We start from the raw sequence: 16,489 nt of genomic DNA on the forward strand, positions 1-16,489 counted from the left end.
CAGGCCGCCAGACGCGAAGCCTCAGATTATAGCCCAAGCCAGCGTTCCAGCCGTCCTACCCCGTCCTTCAGGCGGGACAGGTCCTGGCTGGCGAAACACCAGCGCAGCCAGCCCTGCGCCTCAGGCCCGGGGTTGACCATGAAAGCGTTGCCCGGGGCCAGCCCTAGCCCGGCCTCCACCACCAGCCGTTTGGCTGTTTCCAGGGAATCCCCAAAACGGTGCTGGTCTTCCAGCCGGAAGAAGGCATACATGCCGCCCTTGGCCGGTGCCACCTGCACGCCGGGCACGGCCTGCAGCAGCGGAACCAGGGTGTCGCGGCAGTTTTTGAGGTGCGCAACCACCCGCGGGGTGATGTCAGCAGTGCCTTCGATGGCCGCCAGCGCCGCACGCTGCACAAACACGGGGGCGCAGGAGGTATTGAACTCAACCAGCTTGCCCATGTGCGGCGTCATGCCGGGCGGCATCACCAGCCAGCCCAGACGCCAGCCGGTCATCAAAAAGCTTTTGGAAAAGCTGTGGGCCACCACCAGCCGGTCATCCGGCGAAGCAATATCAAGAAAACTGGGCGCAGCGCTGTTGGGCGTCGGCTCGAAGTAAAGGCGCTCGTACACCTCGTCAGCCAGAATCCAGGTGCCGGTCTGCCGGCAGTGCGCCAGGATGGCTTGCTGCTCAGGGCGGCTGAGCGTCCAGCCGGTCGGGTTGTTCGGCGCGTTGACGATCAGCAGCTTGGTTTTGGGGGTGATGGCCGCCAGCAGCTCGTCCATGTCGAGCTGCCACTGGCCCGCTACTGGCCGCAGGCTGACGCACTTCACCACGCCACCCATGATGGCGGGCTGCGCCGTCAGGTTAGGCCACACCGGCGTGACGGCCACCACCTCGTCGCCGGTGTCCACCAGCGCCTGAACGGCCAGCATCAGCGCATTGACACCGCCCGAAGTGACCGCCACGCGGTCAGCGCCAATGGCAGCTGCACCGGCCGTGCGCAGGCCGGTGGCGTAACGGCCAATCGCTTCGCGCAACTCGGGCAGGCCGAGGTTGTGGGCGTAAAAGGTCTCGCCTTGATGCAGCGACTGCACGGCCGCCTCGCGGATGAAGGCGGGCGTGACTTCGTCGCTCTCGCCAAACCAGAACTTCAGCACATCGCTGCGCCCCATGCCGGCGTTAGCCACCTGGCGGATCATGGACTCTTCAAGGTTCAGGACGGCTTGTCGCATGGAAATATCAATCCGCCTGCTGGCGTGGAGTCAAGGAATTCGGAAGCCTGCGGGCTCAGGGCCGCACCATCTTGCAGCTAGTCGGCTGCTCGGCGCGTTCGGCGGCGATGGTTTTCACCACGCGAAAGCCGTAGCCTGAGCCTTCCACATCAAAGCGCACGCCCGGGCTGCCCTGCTTGTCCATCAAGGCCACCACCAGCGTTTGCTGGAACTGGTGATCGGCGGCGCGCATCGCGCCCTTATGACCAGCGAAATTGACGGTCACGCGCTCCAGCTGCGCGGCCACCGGCAGGGCATCGGTACCCCCAGCTTTCTCGACGCTCTGGGCCAAGGCCTCCACCATCAGCTGCATGCGCATGTGGACATAGTCGTCCTGCGGCCGGGGGAAACGCTGCCGGAATGACTGGTAAAACGCTTCCGATGCGGCGCCCGCCTGATTCGGAAACCAGTCGGCCACGGCGATCACCTTGCCAACACCCGATTCGCCCAGCGCACCGGGCACACCCAGCGCATTGCCATAAAAGGTGTAGAACTTGCCCTCGTAACCCACTTCCCGGGCCGCCTTGATGAGCAGCGTCAGGTCATTGCCCCAGTTGCCAGTGAGTACCGCCTGCGCGCCGCTGGTCTTGATCTTCACTGCGTAGGGGATGAAGTCCTTCACACGGCCGATGGGGTGGAGTTCTTCGCCGACGATCTGCACATCGGGGCGCTGGGCTGCCAGTTGCCTGCGCCCTTCGCGCAGCACGGCCTGGCCGAAGCTGTAGTCCTGACCGATCAGGTAGATGCTTTTGAGGGCCTTGTCATCGCGCAGCACTTCCATCAGGCCGGCCATGCGCATGTCGGCGTGCGCGTCAAAGCGGAAATGCCAGTAGCTGCACTTCTCATTGGTGAGAATCGGGTCCACCGCCGAGTAGTTCAGAAACAGCACGCGTCGGCCCGGCTCACGCTCGTTGTGTTTGTTGATGGCGTCCACCAGCACGGCGGCGACCGCCGAGGAGTTGCCCTGGGCGATGAATGTCACGCCATCATCGATGGCGGAACGCAGCGCCGCCAGGGCTTCTTCGTTCTGGCCCTTGCTGTCGTAGCGCTCCACCACCAGGTTGCGGGCGCCGCCCGGCAGCTTCACACCGCCCCGCGCATTGACACGCTCAGTCGCCCAGACGAGGTTGCGGAACACCGCCTCGCCCGCATTGGCGAACGGCCCGGAGAGACCCTCGATCAGCGCGATGCGGATCGGTGGCGCAGACGCCGACTGGGCCAGGGCCGGTACGGTTGCGAGCAGGCAAGCGGCTGACAGTAGGGCCAGTGCAGCGCGTTTCAAGAGTCGTGGCAGCAAAAAAAACATGTCCGGAAAATCCCTGAAATGACTTGAAAAGGATGGCGTCAGGCCTAGTTGTGAGCCATGCGGCAATCATGGTGAGCGCCGCGCAGTGTAAGGGGAAACCTCCCCTTGATTGATCCACCCACCAAGGAGTTCACATGTTTTATTCGCTCGCTACCCGTCCCGCCAGCACCCTGCGTCGCAACTACGCGCCCATCGTGAACAACGGCGCACTCGACCAGTTCCTGAGCGACACCCTGTCGTCCTTCACAGCCCCCGCCGCACCCCGCTCGGCCGAGGTCAATGACGGCGACACCCACTACACCCTGCAGATCGACGTGCCCGGTCTGGCCAAAGACCAGCTGGACATCGGCATCGAAGGCGATGTGGTGCGCGTGACCAGCAAGGCAGACGCCCCCCGCAGCGTGAAAGCCGCCTGGCGCTTCCCGCTCGAAATCGACGTGGCTGGCAGCTCGGCTTCGCTGGAGCATGGCGTGCTGAGCCTGCGTCTGGCCAAGCGCATTCCGGTCAGCAACGTGGCGCGCCTCGAGATTCTGTAAGCGTTCCTACGCCACGCACCATGCGCTGCTTCGCATCATGCGGTGCAGCGCATTGTCTTTGCGGGACCGTGACTTCCCCGGAAAGCCTGAGTCAGACGGGCCTGATCAAGTCGGCTCAAGCGATTCGGCAGCCAGCTCCGCCAACGGCCAACGAGGCTTGACGTCGAACGTGTAGTGGCTCTGTAGGGTGTCAAGCCGCGCCTGCAGTCGCATGCCTGCTGCCAGCGCAATCATGGCGCCGTTGTCGGTGCACAGGTGAAGCTCGGGGTAGTGCACCCGGATGTTGCGCTTGCTGCAGGCCTCATTGAGCTGGCTGCGCAGCAAGGCGTTGGCCCCCACCCCACCCGCCACCACCAGTCGCTTCAGGCCGGTCTGGGCCATGGCAGCCAGCGACTTCTTGACCAGCACCTCGACGATGGCGGCCTGGGTTGACGCAGCCAGATCGGCCTTGCGCTGCTCCAGTTCGTCGCCGAGTTTTTTCGCCTGCGTCAGCACCGCCGTCTTGAGACCGGCAAAGGAAAAATCGAGGTCGCCGCTGTGCAGCAGCGGCCGGGGCAGCTTGAACGCGGCGCTGTCGCCCTTGAGCGCCAGCCGCGCCAGATGCGGACCACCCGGGTAAGGCAGACCCATCAGCTTGGCCGACTTGTCGAAGGCTTCACCGGCGGCGTCGTCGATGGTCTCGCCCAGCAGTTCGTAGCTGCCCACACGATCCACCCGCATCAACTGCGTATGCCCGCCAGACACCAGCAGCGCGACAAACGGAAATTCGGGCGGGTCCGCACTGAGAAAGGGCGACAGCAGGTGCCCTTCGAGGTGATGCACGCCCATCACCGGCTTGCCCAGCGCCGCCGCGAGCGAGCAGGCCACGCCCGCACCCACCAGCAAGGCACCAGCAAGACCCGGGCCGCGGGTGTAGGCCACCACATCCACCTCGGACAGACTGCGGCCCGCTTCAGTCATCACTTGCTGCGTGAGCGGCAACACGCGACGGATGTGGTCGCGGCTGGCCAGTTCAGGCACCACCCCGCCATAGGCCTGGTGCATGTCAATCTGGCTGAACAGCGCGTGCGATAGCAAGCGGGGCACGCCAGTGCCCGCCGCATTCACCAGTGCGACGCCGGTTTCGTCGCATGACGATTCAATTCCCAATACAAGCATGCGAACGAGTTTAAAGTGTTTGTACACTCGGACGCGCGCAGAACCCGGCCGGGCCAACTAGAGCATCGGCACGGTTGTTGCGACTTCCCCGCCACCACCATGAAATCCGGACTCAGTTTCCTCATCGCCGCCCGACAGTGCGAGATCGTCGAGCTCGAACAGCTGGCACTCACCTGCGAACTGGTCAGCGCCATTGGCCGGCTCATCCACGCCCTGCAGCGCGAGCGCGGGCTGTCCAATGTTTATCTCGGCTCCCAGGGCAGCCGGTTTGCTGACCAGCGGCTGCAGCAGGTGCTGGTGTGTACCGAAACCGAGCAGCAGGTGCGCGCCCACTTCGATGCGCTGGACACCGACGCCCACCATGTGCGCAACGGCGCGCGCCTGTTCAGCCGCATCGCCTTCGTGCTGCACGCACTAGATGATTTGCCTGCCCTGCGCGAGCGGGTGGCCAGCATGTCGATCTCGCCGGCCGAATCCACAGCCCAGTTTGTGCGACTGGTTTCGGGGCTGCTGGTGGTGGTGTTTGAAGCGGCCGACAGCGCCACCGACCCGGAAATCTCGCGTGCGCTGGTGGCGATGTTCAACTTCATGCAGGGCAAGGAGTTCACCGGGCAGGAGCGCGCTTTTGGTGCAGCTGTGTTCGCCGCCGGCCGCAGCGACACCAGCCACCAGCAGCAGTGGCAGCACCTGATCGAGTCGCAGGAGCGCTGCTTCCAGGTGTTCCGCGACTTCTCCGAGCCCGCTGCCGTGAGTGCGTGGCACGCCAGCCAGAAGCCAGAAACCTTGGCCGAGGTCGAGCGACTGCGCCGTGTCGGCTGCGTGCCCAACGACGGCGGCCAGCTGGACCCGAATCTCAGCCAGGTCTGGTTTGACTGCTGCACCCGGCGCATGGACGCGATGCGGGCAGTCGAAGACCTGCTGTCCAACAGCCTGCGCACGCTGTGCGAAGGCAAGATTGCTGAGGCTCGCAATGTGCTGCGCGACCAGCGCGCCATTCTGGAGCAGTTCTCGGATCAGGCGCAGGCCGCCAGCCTCGATGCGTCCACACCGTATGGACGCCAACTGGAGCGCTCCATTCTGGGCATGGTGCAGGAGCAAGCCCAGCGCCTGCAGGCCATGGGCGATGAACTGGAGACGGCCCGCTCTGCACTGAACGAGCGCAAGGTGGTCGAACGCGCCAAGGGCCTTCTGATGGCCACCCGCAAGCTGAGCGAAGACGAGGCCTACAAAATGCTCAGGCAGACCGCCATGAGCCAGAACCGCCGCTTGCTGGATGTGGCCGAGTCGGTGCTGGCGATGTCCGACTATCTGTAACAACCCCGCAGATAAAAACTGGGGAGTTGAGGCGGCGCTGCGCCTCTAGCGGTGTTGCACCGCACAAATTCCGTGCTCTCCGGTGCGCATCCGGCCAATTCACGCACCAGCATGGTGGAAACCCGAATCGCAACCGATCACCGGCCCCGCCATCCTGCACCCGAGGAAATCCCAAACCCTTGATTTGAAAAGAAAAAGTTGTAGCTCAAGAGACTAAAAATTAGTGGCACGGTTTCTGCTTACTCGGAGCTCAAGCAGAACCAATGGCGGTTCAGCAACGAGTCCTCTCGGGGACTTCTCCGGACAACGGCGTCCATCAGTTACCTGCCTGCGCGGGTGAAAGATGGTCGCCGTTTTTGTTTTTCAGCTTGTCATTTCGTCAATCAGGGAGTTCAACATGGCATTGCAGTCTTCAGGTCCTTTGGCACCCGCCCGCCGCGACTTCATCAAAAAAGCTGGCGCTGTCAGTGCCGCCACGCTGCTCACCAGCGCGGGCTCCGGCGGCGCCTGGGCAGCCGGCTCGGATGCACCGGAAAAGAAGGAAGTGAAGATCGGCTTCATTCCGCTGACCGACTGCGCCAGCGTGGTGATGGCTTCCGTGCTGGGCATTGACCAGAAATACGGCGTGAAGATCATTCCGTCGAAAGAAGCCTCGTGGGCTGGCGTGCGCGACAAGCTGGTCAATGGCGAACTAGACATGGCCCATGTGCTGTACGGCCTGATCTACGGTGTCCACATGGGCACCAGCGGCCCCAAGAAGGACATGGCCGTGCTGATGAGCCTGAACAACAACGGTCAGGCCATTACCCTGAGCAAGAAGCTGGCAGACAAGGGCGCTGTGGATGCGGCCTCTCTAGCCACCCTGATGGCCAAGGAAAAGCGTGAGTACACCTTTGCGCAGACCTTCCCCACCGGCACGCACGCCATGTGGCTCTACTACTGGCTGGCCAGCGCTGGCATCAACCCCTTCAAGGACGCCAAGGCCATCGTGGTGCCTCCGCCGCAGATGGTGGCCAACATGCGCGTGGGCAACATGGACGGCTTCTGCGTCGGCGAGCCCTGGGGCCACCGCGCCATCATGGACGGCATCGGCATCACCGCGGTGACCACGCAGGACATCTGGAAAGACCACCCTGAGAAGACCCTGGGCACGACGGCCGAGTTCGTCAAGAAATACCCCAACACGGCACGCGCCGTGACCGCCGCCATTCTGGAAGCCGGCCGCTGGATTGACACCGGCCTGCAGAACAAGATGAAGATGGCCGAAACCGTGGCCGACAAGAGCTATGTGAACACCAGCGTGGACGCCATCAACCAGCGTATCCTGGGCCGCTATCAGAACGGTCTGGGCAAGACCTGGGACGACCCGAACCACATGAAGTTCTACAACGATGGCGCGGCCACCTTCCCCTACCTGTCCGACGGCATGTGGTTCCTGACGCAGCACAAGCGCTGGGGCCTGATCAAGGACCACCCCGACTACCTGGGCATCGCCAAGCAGATCAACCAGATCGACATCTACAAACAGGCCGCCACCGCTAGCAAAACGCCGGTACCAAAGGACGTGATGCGCACCAGCAAGATGATCGACGGCGTGGTGTGGGACGGCAAGGACCCCAGGAAGTACGCCGACGGCTTCAAGGTTCGCGCCTGAGCCCCCGCCCCTCAGTGATGAATCGTTTTATGAAAGAGGTGACGCCATGGTCAGTGCTGTGTTTCACTCCCCGCTTGAAGCCGCTTTGCCGGCGGCACGCATCGACGAGCGTACCAACGAGCGCGCCACGATGAGCACCGTGAGCGCCAGTGCCCTGGCGAAGGGTGCATCTGCGATTGGCGACGTTGGCGAGCCCGTGAAGGCCGTCGCCACGCCTGCTGCTGCAGCGCCGGTGGTGGTAAGGCCTGCGCGAGACGTTTCATTCCTCTGGCTGGCCTTGTTGCCACCGCTTCTCGGCATCGGCCTGCTGGTGCTGGTGTGGGAGCTGGTTTCCATGGGCACTGGGGCCAGCATCCCTTCACCCAAGGACACCTTCATCCAGGCTGTCGACATCTTCAGCGACCCCTTCTACAGCAAGGGCCCCAATGACCAGGGCGTGGGGTGGAACGTGCTGAGCTCGCTGCAACGCGTGGCCATGGGTTTTGGTCTGGCCGCAGTGGTCGGCATTCCGCTGGGTTTCATGATCGGCCGCTTCACTTTCCTCAGCCGCATGTTCAACCCGCTGATCAGCCTGCTGCGTCCGGTGTCGCCGCTGGCCTGGCTGCCGATCGGCCTGCTGGTGTTCAAGGGTGCCAACCCGGCCGCCATCTGGACCATCTTCATCTGCTCGATCTGGCCCATGATCATCAACACCGCAGTAGGGGTACAGCGTGTGCCGCAGGACTACATGAACGTGGCCCGCGTGCTGAACCTGAGCGAATGGAAAATCGTCACCAAGATTCTCTTCCCCGCTGTGCTGCCGTACATGCTGACCGGCGTGCGGCTGGCCGTGGGCACCGCATGGCTGGTGATCGTGGCGGCCGAGATGCTGACGGGGGGCGTCGGCATCGGCTTCTGGGTGTGGGACGAGTGGAACAACCTGAACGTCAAGAACATCATCATCGCAATCTTTGTGATCGGCATCGTGGGCCTGCTGCTGGAGTTTGCACTGATCAAGCTGGCTACCGCCTTCACCTTCGAAGAAGTCAAGAACTGAATTCCCCCCGAAGCGCCTTCGGCGCCTCCCCCTCGAGGGGGGCACCACCAGCGGCCCGGCAAAGCCGGCTCCGCGGTGGTCCTTGAAAAAACTGGAGTCAATCATGAGCGAGTCTTTCAGCACCAAGTACATCGAGATCCAGGGCGTCGAGCAGACCTTCAAGACCAAGAAGGGGCCGTTCTGCGCACTGCGCAACATCGATCTGAGCGTGGCCAAGGGGGAATTCGTGGCGCTGATCGGGCACTCCGGTTGCGGAAAATCGACCCTGCTGAACCTGATCGCCGGCCTGACCACGCCGACGCAAGGCACCCTGCTCTGCGCCAATCGTGAAATCTCGGGCCCCGGCCCGGAGCGCGCGGTGGTGTTCCAGAACCACTCACTGCTGCCCTGGCTGACCTGCTTTGAAAACGTCTACCTCGCGGTGGAGCGGGTTTTTTCCGCCACCGAGACCAAGGCCCAGCTCAAAGCCCGCACCGACGCCGCACTGGCCATGGTGGGCCTGACCCCCGCCGCACAGAAACGCCCCGGCGAGATTTCGGGCGGCATGAAGCAGCGCGTGGGCATTGCCCGCGCCCTGTCGATGGAGCCCAAGGTGCTGCTGCTCGACGAGCCCTTCGGCGCGCTGGACGCGCTGACCCGCGCCAAGCTGCAGGACGAGCTGCTACAGATCGTGGCCACCACCCAAAGCACGGTGGTGATGGTGACCCACGATGTGGACGAAGCCGTGCTGCTGTCAGACCGCATCGTGATGATGACCAACGGCCCGGCAGCGACCATCGGCGAAATTCTGAGCGTGGACCTGCCTCGCCCGCGTGACCGCGTGGCACTGGCCGAAAGCACCCGGTATTTGGGCTACCGCAAGGCCGTCATCGACTTCCTGTACACACGCCAGGCACACGTCGAAAAAGTGGCCTGAAAAAAGTCCCCTGAGAACGCCGCCTGAGCGCAGGCGTGGTGATGGCATGGCAGTCGCCATCTGCGTGATGCGCTACACCGGCATGGCTGCTACTGAATTCATCTGAACCAGCTGCGCCTGATGCTGAACAGACCCTCAAGGTCTGATCACCCGACTTTGAAACTACACACCGGCCCCTCATCGCTGCACGCAATGAGGGGCCGGTTTCATGAAGGCGCCCAGGCGCTTGCTGCTGCAGCGCACAACATCGATGCACAGGTGCACCACAGAGGCACCCTGCGGCATCTGGCATGCTTCTTTTTTGATAGCTGCTAATCACCTTCCTCCGGGAGCGAACAGACTTTTCCTCTGATTCCATACCAGCCAGCTCAACTGGCACATCCCTTGCTTTATTTTGATTGCTGCCGTTGCTGGCAGCATGAAGATCCGGTGCAATGACGGATCGGATCTTCAGGACGATGGCGTCCCCACGCAGGAACAAGCTCAATCGGTTTGTTCCCCCGTGCGGACGCCTTTTTTGTTTCTGCAAACGGCTTGAGGGGTTGATGATGAAGAAATCCAGACTGGTGATGATTGGCAACGGCATGGCCGGCGTCCGCACGCTGGAGGAACTACTCAAGGTCGCTCCCGAGCTGTACGACATCACCGTGTTCGGTGCGGAGCCGCACCCGAACTACAACCGCATCCTGCTGTCGCCGGTGCTCGCAGGCGAGCAGACGCTTGACGAGATCGTGCTCAACAGCTGGGACTGGTACACCGACAACCACATCACCCTGCACGCCGGCAAGAAGGTGGTGGAGGTGGACCGCATCAAACGCATCGTGCGCGCCGTGGACGCTGAAGGCGCCGTCACCGAAGCGGAATACGACCGCCTGCTGATGTGCACCGGCTCCAACCCCTTCATATTGCCGATTCCGGGCAAGGACCTGAAGGGCGTGATTGCCTACCGCGACATCGCCGACACCAACGAGATGATCGAAACGGCCAAGAAATACAAGAAGGCCGTTGTCATCGGCGGTGGCCTGCTGGGCCTTGAAGCAGCCAACGGCCTGATGCTGCGCGGCATGGACGTCAGCGTGGTCCACGTGATGCCCACGCTGATGGAGCGCCAGCTCGACAGCGTCGCCGGCAAGCTGCTGCAGAAGTCCCTCGAAGACCGCGGCCTGAAGTTCCTGATGGGCGCGCAAACGCAAGAGCTTGTCGGTGGCGAGGACGGTCGCGTGAAAGCCATCAAGTTCAAGGACGGCACCGAGCTGCCCGCCGACCTGGTGGTGATGGCGGTCGGCATCCGCCCCAACACGCAGCTGGCCGAGTCGATGCGCCTGCATTGCAACAAGGGCATTGTGGTCACCGACACCATGCAGACCGTGACCGATGCGCGCATCTACAGCGTCGGCGAATGCGCCGCGCACCGCGGCATTGCCTACGGCCTGGTGGCGCCGCTGTTCGAGCAAGCCAAGGTGGCAGCCAACCACCTGGCGCAGTTCGGCATCGGCCGCTACCAGGGCTCGCTGACCTCGACCAAGCTCAAGGTCACGGGCATCGACCTGTTCAGCGCCGGCGACTTCCTGGGCAGCGAGGGCGCCGAGGAAATCGTGATGAGCGACCCCTTCGGCGGCGTATACAAAAAACTGGTCATCAAGGACGACAAGCTAGTGGGCGCCTGCCTCTACGGCGACACGGTCGATGGCAGCTATTACTTCAAGCTGCTGCGCGATGGCCGCAACGTGGCCGACATCCGCGACAAGCTGATGTTTGGCGAGTCCAACATCGGTGACGCTGGCCACGAGGGCCACAACAAGGCCGCATCCATGCCCGACAACGCCGAAGTGTGCGGCTGTAACGGGGTGAACAAGGGCACCATCTGCAAGGCCATCAAGGAGAAAGGCCTGTTCACGCTGGACGAGGTCCGCAAGCACACCAAGGCCAGCGCGTCGTGTGGTTCCTGCACCGGGCTGGTTGAACAGATTCTGATGTTCACCGCCGGCGGTGACTACTCCGCCACGCCCAAGCTGAAAGCCATGTGCGGCTGCACCGACCACGGCCACCAGGCGGTGCGCGATGCGATCCGCGCCAACAAGCTGCTGACCATTGCCGAGGTCTACAAGTTCATGGACTGGCGCACGCTCAACGGCTGCGCGAGCTGTCGCCCGGCCGTCAACTATTACCTCATCAGCACCTGGCCCAAAGAAGCCAAGGACGACCCGCAAAGCCGCTTCATCAACGAACGCAGCCACGCCAACATCCAGAAAGACGGCACCTACAGCGTGATTCCGCGCATGTGGGGCGGCGAAACCACGGCCAGCGAGCTGCGCCGCATTGCGGATGCCGTCGACAAGTACAAGATTCCGACCGTCAAGGTCACCGGCGGCCAGCGCATCGACCTGCTGGGCGTGAAAAAGGAAGACCTGCAGAACGTCTGGAAGGACATCGGCATGCCTTCCGGCCACGCCTACGCCAAGGCGCTGCGCACCGTGAAGACTTGTGTGGGCAGCGAGTGGTGCCGCATGGGCACGCAGGACAGCACGCAGATGGGCAAGGATCTGGAGCGCGCGATGTGGCGCATGTACGCCCCGCACAAGGTGAAGTTCGCCGTGAGCGGCTGCCCGCGCAACTGTGCCGAGTCAGGCATCAAGGACGTGGGCATCATCGGCGTGGACAGCGGCTGGGAGATGTACATCGCCGGCAACGGCGGCATCAAGACCGAGGTGGCCCACTTCCTGACCAAGCTGAAGACTGCGGCAGAAGTGCTGGAGTACACCGGCGCGTTCTGCGAACTTTACCGCCAGGAGGGCTGGTACCTGGAGCGCACCGTGCACTACGTGAACCGCGTCGGCCTCGACTATGTGAAGAAGCGTATTCTCGAAGACCACGAAGGCCGCAAGGCGCTGTGGGAGAGGCTGCAGTTTGCGCTCGACGGTGAGCCCGATCCATGGTTTGAGCTGAAAGAGGCGGCTGTGGACACGCGGCAGTTCTCCACCCTCACCGCCTGAACTTAGCCTGAACGTAGTCCGTATTCCAACCATGAAACTACCGATGACCCCCTCCTTTTCACGCCGCGTCTTCTGCGGATTCGCACTGGCCACGCTGGCCCCGGTCCATGCCCAGGTGGCCGGGCTGGGCGACGCCATCAACAAGGCCGGGCGCCAGCGCATGTTGTCGCAGCGCATGGGCAAGGCCTGGTTCGGTATGGGCCAGGGCATCCAGACCGAGTCGGCCCGCCGTGTACTGGACCAGTCGATGGCGCTGTTTGACCGGCAGCAAGTGGAGCTCAAGAGCTTTGCACCGCCCGGCGACACCCGCGACACCTATGTGCTACTGGAGTCCGCCTGGTCCGACTACAAAAGCCTGCTGGTCGGCTCCGCACCCTCGCAGGACAAAGCCAAGGCAGTGCTCGACCAGGCCGGCAAGGTACTGGCCCTGGCGCACAAGGGCACCGGCCTGTTTGAGCAGCAGGCCGGCAAGCCGGGCGCCAAGCTCGTCAACGTGGCCGGTCGCCAGCGCATGTTGTCGCAGCGCATGGCGCAGTTCTATCTGGCCAGCAACTGGAATGTGGACAGCGCCGTGAGTCAGCGCGAGATCAACAAGGCCCGCGACGAGTTTGTGCCAGCGCTGGAGCTGCTGCGCAATGCGCCGGAGGCCACTCCGGAGATCAAGCAGGAGCTGGCGCTGGCCGACCACCAGTGGATGTTTTTCGACAACGCACTGAAGGCCCGCGTCAACAGCGCCAAAGCCGCCAACGATGTCTTCGTGACCAGTGAAAACCTGCTGCAGGTCATGGACCGGGTCACCGGCATGTACGCCCGCGTGCTCGGCTGAAACAGGAGCCCACCATGAGTGAATGGAAAAAAATCTGTCTGGTGACCGACATCCCCGTGCTCGGCTCGCGCCGCGTGGCACGCCCGCGGGGCCTGGATGTGGCGGTGTTCCGCAACGACCAGGATGGCGTGTTCGCCCTGCTGGACCGCTGCCCGCACAAGGGCGGCCCGCTGTCGCAGGGCATTGTGTTCGGCAACAGCGTGGCCTGCCCGCTGCACAACTGGACGATTGACCTGGAAGGCGGCTGCGCCAAGGCACCCGACGAGGGCTGCACGCCGAAGTTCAGCTGCAAGGTGGAAGCCGGGCAGGTGTTTCTGGATGCCTCAGAGCTGAACGCGCTGGCGCTCGACCTGACCCGACCCCGCGCAGGCCCTGGTGCCACGCATGGCGCTGCGGACGATCAGACCTTCGACGTGCAGACCCCGCATACGGCATGACCCTCAACCCCCTTCAGGTGCATGACCCATCCTTCCCGGAGCGCGTCGGTCATGGCTGAAACACGCTCAACCTGCCCCTACTGCGGTGTGGGCTGTGGCGTGATCATCGAATCGCAGGGCGACCAGATCACCGGTGTGCGCGGTGACCCGGACCACCCGGCCAACTTCGGCCGGCTGTGCACCAAGGGCTCGACACTGGCGCTCACCGCCTCGGCCGAGGTGACTCGCCACACACGCTTGCTGCAGCCGATGCAGCGGCTGAAGCGGCATGAAGCGCCGCAGCCCGTCAGCTGGGACCACGCGCTCGGCTTTGCCAGCGAGCGCTTTGCCAGCATCATCACCGAGCACGGCCCTGATGCGGTGGGTTTCTACATCTCCGGCCAGTTGCTGACCGAAGACTATTACGTCTTCAACAAGCTCGCCAAGGGGCTGATCGGCACCAACAACGTCGACACCAACTCGCGCCTGTGCATGAGCAGCGCGGTGGCCGGCTACAAACAGACGCTGGGCGCCGACGCGCCGCCGAATTGCTATGACGATGTCAACCACGCGCAGTGCATCTTCATCGTCGGCAGCAACACCGCCTATGCGCACCCGGTACTGTTCCGCCGCATTGAAGACGCCAAAGCTGCCAACCCGGCCCTGCAGATCATCTTCTGCGACCCGCGCCGCACCGACACGGCCGAGATTGCCGACCTCTACCTGCCCATCCAGCCCGGCACCGATGTGTCGCTCTTCAATGGCCTGCTGCACATCATGCTGTGGGAAGGCTGGACCGACAACGCCTGGATCGCCGCCCACACCACCGGCTTTGAGGCGCTGAAGGCCACGGTGCGCGACTACACGCCCGACCTGGTGGCTGAGACCTGCGGCATCAAAAAAGACGATCTGTTTGCCGCCGCAAAAATGTTCGCCACGTCCAAGGCCACACTCAGCCTGTATTGCCAGGGCCTGAACCAGTCGAGCAGCGGCACCGCCAAAAATGCGGCGTTGATCAACCTGCACCTGGCGACCGCGCAGATTGGCAAACCCGGCGCGGGCCCGTTCTCGCTCACCGGGCAACCCAACGCCATGGGCGGCCGCGAGGTCGGTGGCCTGGCCAGCCTGCTGAGCGCGCACCGTGACATGGCCAATCCGGATCACCGCGCAGAAATCGCTTCACTGTGGGGCGTCGACTCGGTGCCGGAAAAGCCAGGTAAAACCGCAGTGGAAATGTTCCAGGCCGCTGCAGATGGCGAGATCAAGGCACTGTGGATCGCCTGCACCAACCCGGCGCAATCGATGCCCGACCAGACCACGGTGCGCCGCGCGATGGAGCGTGCCGAGCTGGTCATCGTGCAGGAGGCCTTTGCCACCACCTCCAGCTGCGACTACGCCGACCTGCTGCTGCCCGCCACCACTTGGGGTGAAAAGACCGGCACCGTGACCAACAGCGAACGCCGCATCAGCCGTGTTCGCCCTGCTGTCGCCGCCCCCGGCGCCACGCGCCACGACTGGGCGATTGCAGTGGACTTCGCCCGGCGACTGGAAAAGCAACTGCCTTCTCGCAGCACATCGAGCAAGACGCTGTTCCCCTACCCGATCGAAGACGAAACCGCTGGCGTCGAGGTCATCTGGAACGAGCACCGTGAATCGACTCGCGGGCGCGACCTCGACATCACCGGCATGAGCTACACGCTGCTGGAGCAGGCACCGCTGCAGTGGCCGATGAGATCCGGCGAGACCGCGGGCAAGGTGCGGCTCTACGAAGACGGCGTGTTTCCGACTGCCGACGGCAAGGCCCGCTTTGCGAACACGGTCTACAAGCCCGTCGCCGAGCCACGCGAATCGCGTTTCCCCTTCTCGCTCACCACCGGCCGTCTGCGCGACCAGTGGCACGGCATGAGCCGCACCGGCACGCTGGGCCGCCTGTTCGGCCACGTGCCCGAGCCTTCGGTGCAGATGAACGCGCAGGACATGGCGCGCCGCCTGCTCAAGGACGGCGACCTGGTGCACGTCACGTCCAAGCGCGGCTCCATCGTGGTGCCGGTGCAGTCGTCGCCCGAAGTGGCGGCCAGCCAGGCCTTCATCGCGATGCACTGGGGCGCGGAGTACCTCGCCGGGCAATCCAGCACCGGCCTGCCTTTGGCGGGTGTGAATGCCATCACCACATCGGCCTACTGCCCGACCTCCAAGCAGCCCGAGCTCAAACATGCGGCAGTGAAAATCCTCAAGGCTGAAATGCCCTGGACCTTGACGGCGATGGCCTGGCTGCCGGGCAGCGACGCCTTGGCCGCACGCGAACAGCTCAAGTCGCTGATGACCGCTTTTCCCTTCACCAGCTGCGTGCCTTTTTCCAGCAACACCGCCTTGAACGATCACCACCGGGAACGCACCGGCGTGCTTTTCCGCGCGGCCGCCCACGATGCCCCCGACGATGCACTGCTGCAGTCGCTGGAGAAGGTACTGGGGCTGGACGGTGCCGATGCGCTGCGCTATGTGGACCACAAGAAAGGCCAGCGGCGCACCGTGCGCCTGGTGCGCAACAAAGACCAGAGCGACCAAGCCCGGCTGGCCGGCTTTGTGCTCGCCGGCGACACCAGCGCACAGGCCTGGATCAAAACGCTATTGAAGGACGAGCTGCCCGCCCAGACCTACGGCCGCCTGCTGCTGCTGCCCGGCGCCAAGCCACCGGCAGCGGTGACAGATTCCATGAAGGAGCGCGGCAAACTGGTATGCACCTGCTTCAACGTCAGTGACACCGCCATCGATGCGCACCTGGCAACAGTCAGCACAGGCGGGGGTGGCGCAGGTAATCTCGACACCGACGAAGAACGCCTCACCTCACTGCAAGACGCATTGAAGTGCGGCACCAATTGCGGCTCCTGCGTGCCTGAACTGAAACGCCGCATTCGCTCCGCCAGCAGCGCATCTGGCCAGACGGCCGGTACACCTGAGCGCACGGTGATTCCGATCAAGCAACTGGCGTGAGGCTCAGCCAGGCCCCTGCTTTGAAAATGCCCTTCCATACCTCAGGGCGAACGGATGTTATGCGGCATCCACGAATCTTGTCTTCACCAG

Annotated in this window: 12 protein-coding genes; 9 read left to right on the forward strand and 3 right to left on the reverse strand. The window is 63.6% G+C overall.

Annotation, left to right across the window (positions count from 1 at the left end; genetic code table 11):
- Positions 1 to 26: 26 nt before the first annotated feature.
- On the reverse strand, positions 27 to 1,214 hold the full coding sequence (locus AAG793_RS06535; RefSeq protein ID WP_341905800.1) for a pyridoxal phosphate-dependent aminotransferase: 1,188 nt from the start codon (positions 1,212 to 1,214) through the stop codon (positions 27 to 29).
- A 55-nt stretch (positions 1,215 to 1,269) separates the two neighbouring features.
- Positions 1,270 to 2,559: a branched-chain amino acid ABC transporter substrate-binding protein gene (locus tag AAG793_RS06540; protein ID WP_341905802.1), complete on the reverse strand. Its 1,290-nt coding sequence runs from the start codon at positions 2,557 to 2,559 to the stop codon at positions 1,270 to 1,272.
- A 134-nt stretch (positions 2,560 to 2,693) separates the two neighbouring features.
- Here AAG793_RS06540 and AAG793_RS06545 point away from each other — a divergent pair, with 134 nt between their 5' ends.
- On the forward strand, positions 2,694 to 3,095 hold the full coding sequence (locus tag AAG793_RS06545) for an Hsp20/alpha crystallin family protein (RefSeq protein WP_341905805.1): 402 nt from the start codon (positions 2,694 to 2,696) through the stop codon (positions 3,093 to 3,095).
- A 105-nt stretch (positions 3,096 to 3,200) separates the two neighbouring features.
- On the opposite strand, the gene tsaD is transcribed toward AAG793_RS06545, so the two are convergent.
- Complete coding sequence (gene tsaD / locus AAG793_RS06550) at positions 3,201 to 4,253, reverse strand: tRNA (adenosine(37)-N6)-threonylcarbamoyltransferase complex transferase subunit TsaD (protein ID WP_341905809.1); 1,053 nt, start codon at positions 4,251 to 4,253, stop codon at positions 3,201 to 3,203.
- A 99-nt stretch (positions 4,254 to 4,352) separates the two neighbouring features.
- Between tsaD and AAG793_RS06555 the strand changes: the two genes are divergently transcribed.
- The 8 genes from AAG793_RS06555 (at position 4,353) to AAG793_RS06590 (ending at position 16,399) form a co-directional block, all read left to right on the forward strand.
- Positions 4,353 to 5,567, forward strand: a complete 1,215-nt coding sequence (locus tag AAG793_RS06555) for a nitrate- and nitrite sensing domain-containing protein (protein WP_341905811.1) — start codon at positions 4,353 to 4,355, stop codon at positions 5,565 to 5,567.
- 397 nt (positions 5,568 to 5,964) lie between these two features.
- Positions 5,965 to 7,221, forward strand: coding sequence for a CmpA/NrtA family ABC transporter substrate-binding protein (locus AAG793_RS06560; protein ID WP_341905814.1), 1,257 nt, complete (start codon positions 5,965 to 5,967; stop codon positions 7,219 to 7,221).
- Positions 7,222 to 7,267: 46 nt separating this feature from the next.
- Entirely contained in the window at positions 7,268 to 8,257 is a 990-nt protein-coding gene (gene ntrB / locus AAG793_RS06565; RefSeq protein ID WP_341905817.1) for a nitrate ABC transporter permease, read from the forward strand.
- Between the two features lie 103 nt (positions 8,258 to 8,360).
- The gene (locus tag AAG793_RS06570; protein ID WP_341905820.1) at positions 8,361 to 9,173 is read left to right on the forward strand and encodes an ABC transporter ATP-binding protein; all 813 of its coding nucleotides are present in this window, start codon (positions 8,361 to 8,363) and stop codon (positions 9,171 to 9,173) included.
- Positions 9,174 to 9,721: 548 nt separating this feature from the next.
- Positions 9,722 to 12,166, forward strand: a complete 2,445-nt coding sequence (gene nirB / locus AAG793_RS06575; RefSeq protein ID WP_341905823.1) for a nitrite reductase large subunit NirB — start codon at positions 9,722 to 9,724, stop codon at positions 12,164 to 12,166.
- A 43-nt stretch (positions 12,167 to 12,209) separates the two neighbouring features.
- Positions 12,210 to 12,992 (forward strand): type IV pili methyl-accepting chemotaxis transducer N-terminal domain-containing protein, encoded by a 783-nt coding sequence (locus tag AAG793_RS06580; protein WP_341905826.1) that lies wholly within the window; start codon positions 12,210 to 12,212, stop codon positions 12,990 to 12,992.
- A 14-nt stretch (positions 12,993 to 13,006) separates the two neighbouring features.
- Positions 13,007 to 13,429 carry a nitrite reductase small subunit NirD gene (nirD, locus tag AAG793_RS06585; RefSeq protein WP_341905830.1) on the forward strand — a complete coding sequence of 141 codons (423 nt, stop codon included), beginning with the start codon at positions 13,007 to 13,009 and terminating at the stop codon, positions 13,427 to 13,429.
- Between the two features lie 51 nt (positions 13,430 to 13,480).
- A complete protein-coding gene (locus AAG793_RS06590; RefSeq protein WP_341905833.1) occupies positions 13,481 to 16,399 on the forward strand; it encodes a molybdopterin-dependent oxidoreductase in 2,919 nt (972 codons plus the stop codon).
- Positions 16,400 to 16,489: the final 90 nt, after the last annotated feature.

The sequence above is a fragment of the Polaromonas sp. YR568 genome (genome assembly GCF_943372955.1).
Lineage (GTDB): Bacteria > Pseudomonadota > Gammaproteobacteria > Burkholderiales > Burkholderiaceae_C > Polaromonas.

Coding starts and splice junctions, on each gene's coding strand:
- AAG793_RS06535 (WP_341905800.1), bottom strand. CDS start 1,214: ATGCGACAAGCCGTCCTGAACCTTGAAGAGTCCATGATCCGCCAGGTG.
- AAG793_RS06540 (WP_341905802.1), bottom strand. CDS start 2,559: ATGTTTTTTTTGCTGCCACGACTCTTGAAACGCGCTGCACTGGCCCTA.
- AAG793_RS06545 (WP_341905805.1), top strand. CDS start 2,694: ATGTTTTATTCGCTCGCTACCCGTCCCGCCAGCACCCTGCGTCGCAAC.
- tsaD (WP_341905809.1), bottom strand. CDS start 4,253: ATGCTTGTATTGGGAATTGAATCGTCATGCGACGAAACCGGCGTCGCA.
- AAG793_RS06555 (WP_341905811.1), top strand. CDS start 4,353: ATGAAATCCGGACTCAGTTTCCTCATCGCCGCCCGACAGTGCGAGATC.
- AAG793_RS06560 (WP_341905814.1), top strand. CDS start 5,965: ATGGCATTGCAGTCTTCAGGTCCTTTGGCACCCGCCCGCCGCGACTTC.
- ntrB (WP_341905817.1), top strand. CDS start 7,268: ATGGTCAGTGCTGTGTTTCACTCCCCGCTTGAAGCCGCTTTGCCGGCG.
- AAG793_RS06570 (WP_341905820.1), top strand. CDS start 8,361: ATGAGCGAGTCTTTCAGCACCAAGTACATCGAGATCCAGGGCGTCGAG.
- nirB (WP_341905823.1), top strand. CDS start 9,722: ATGAAGAAATCCAGACTGGTGATGATTGGCAACGGCATGGCCGGCGTC.
- AAG793_RS06580 (WP_341905826.1), top strand. CDS start 12,210: ATGACCCCCTCCTTTTCACGCCGCGTCTTCTGCGGATTCGCACTGGCC.
- nirD (WP_341905830.1), top strand. CDS start 13,007: ATGAGTGAATGGAAAAAAATCTGTCTGGTGACCGACATCCCCGTGCTC.
- AAG793_RS06590 (WP_341905833.1), top strand. CDS start 13,481: ATGGCTGAAACACGCTCAACCTGCCCCTACTGCGGTGTGGGCTGTGGC.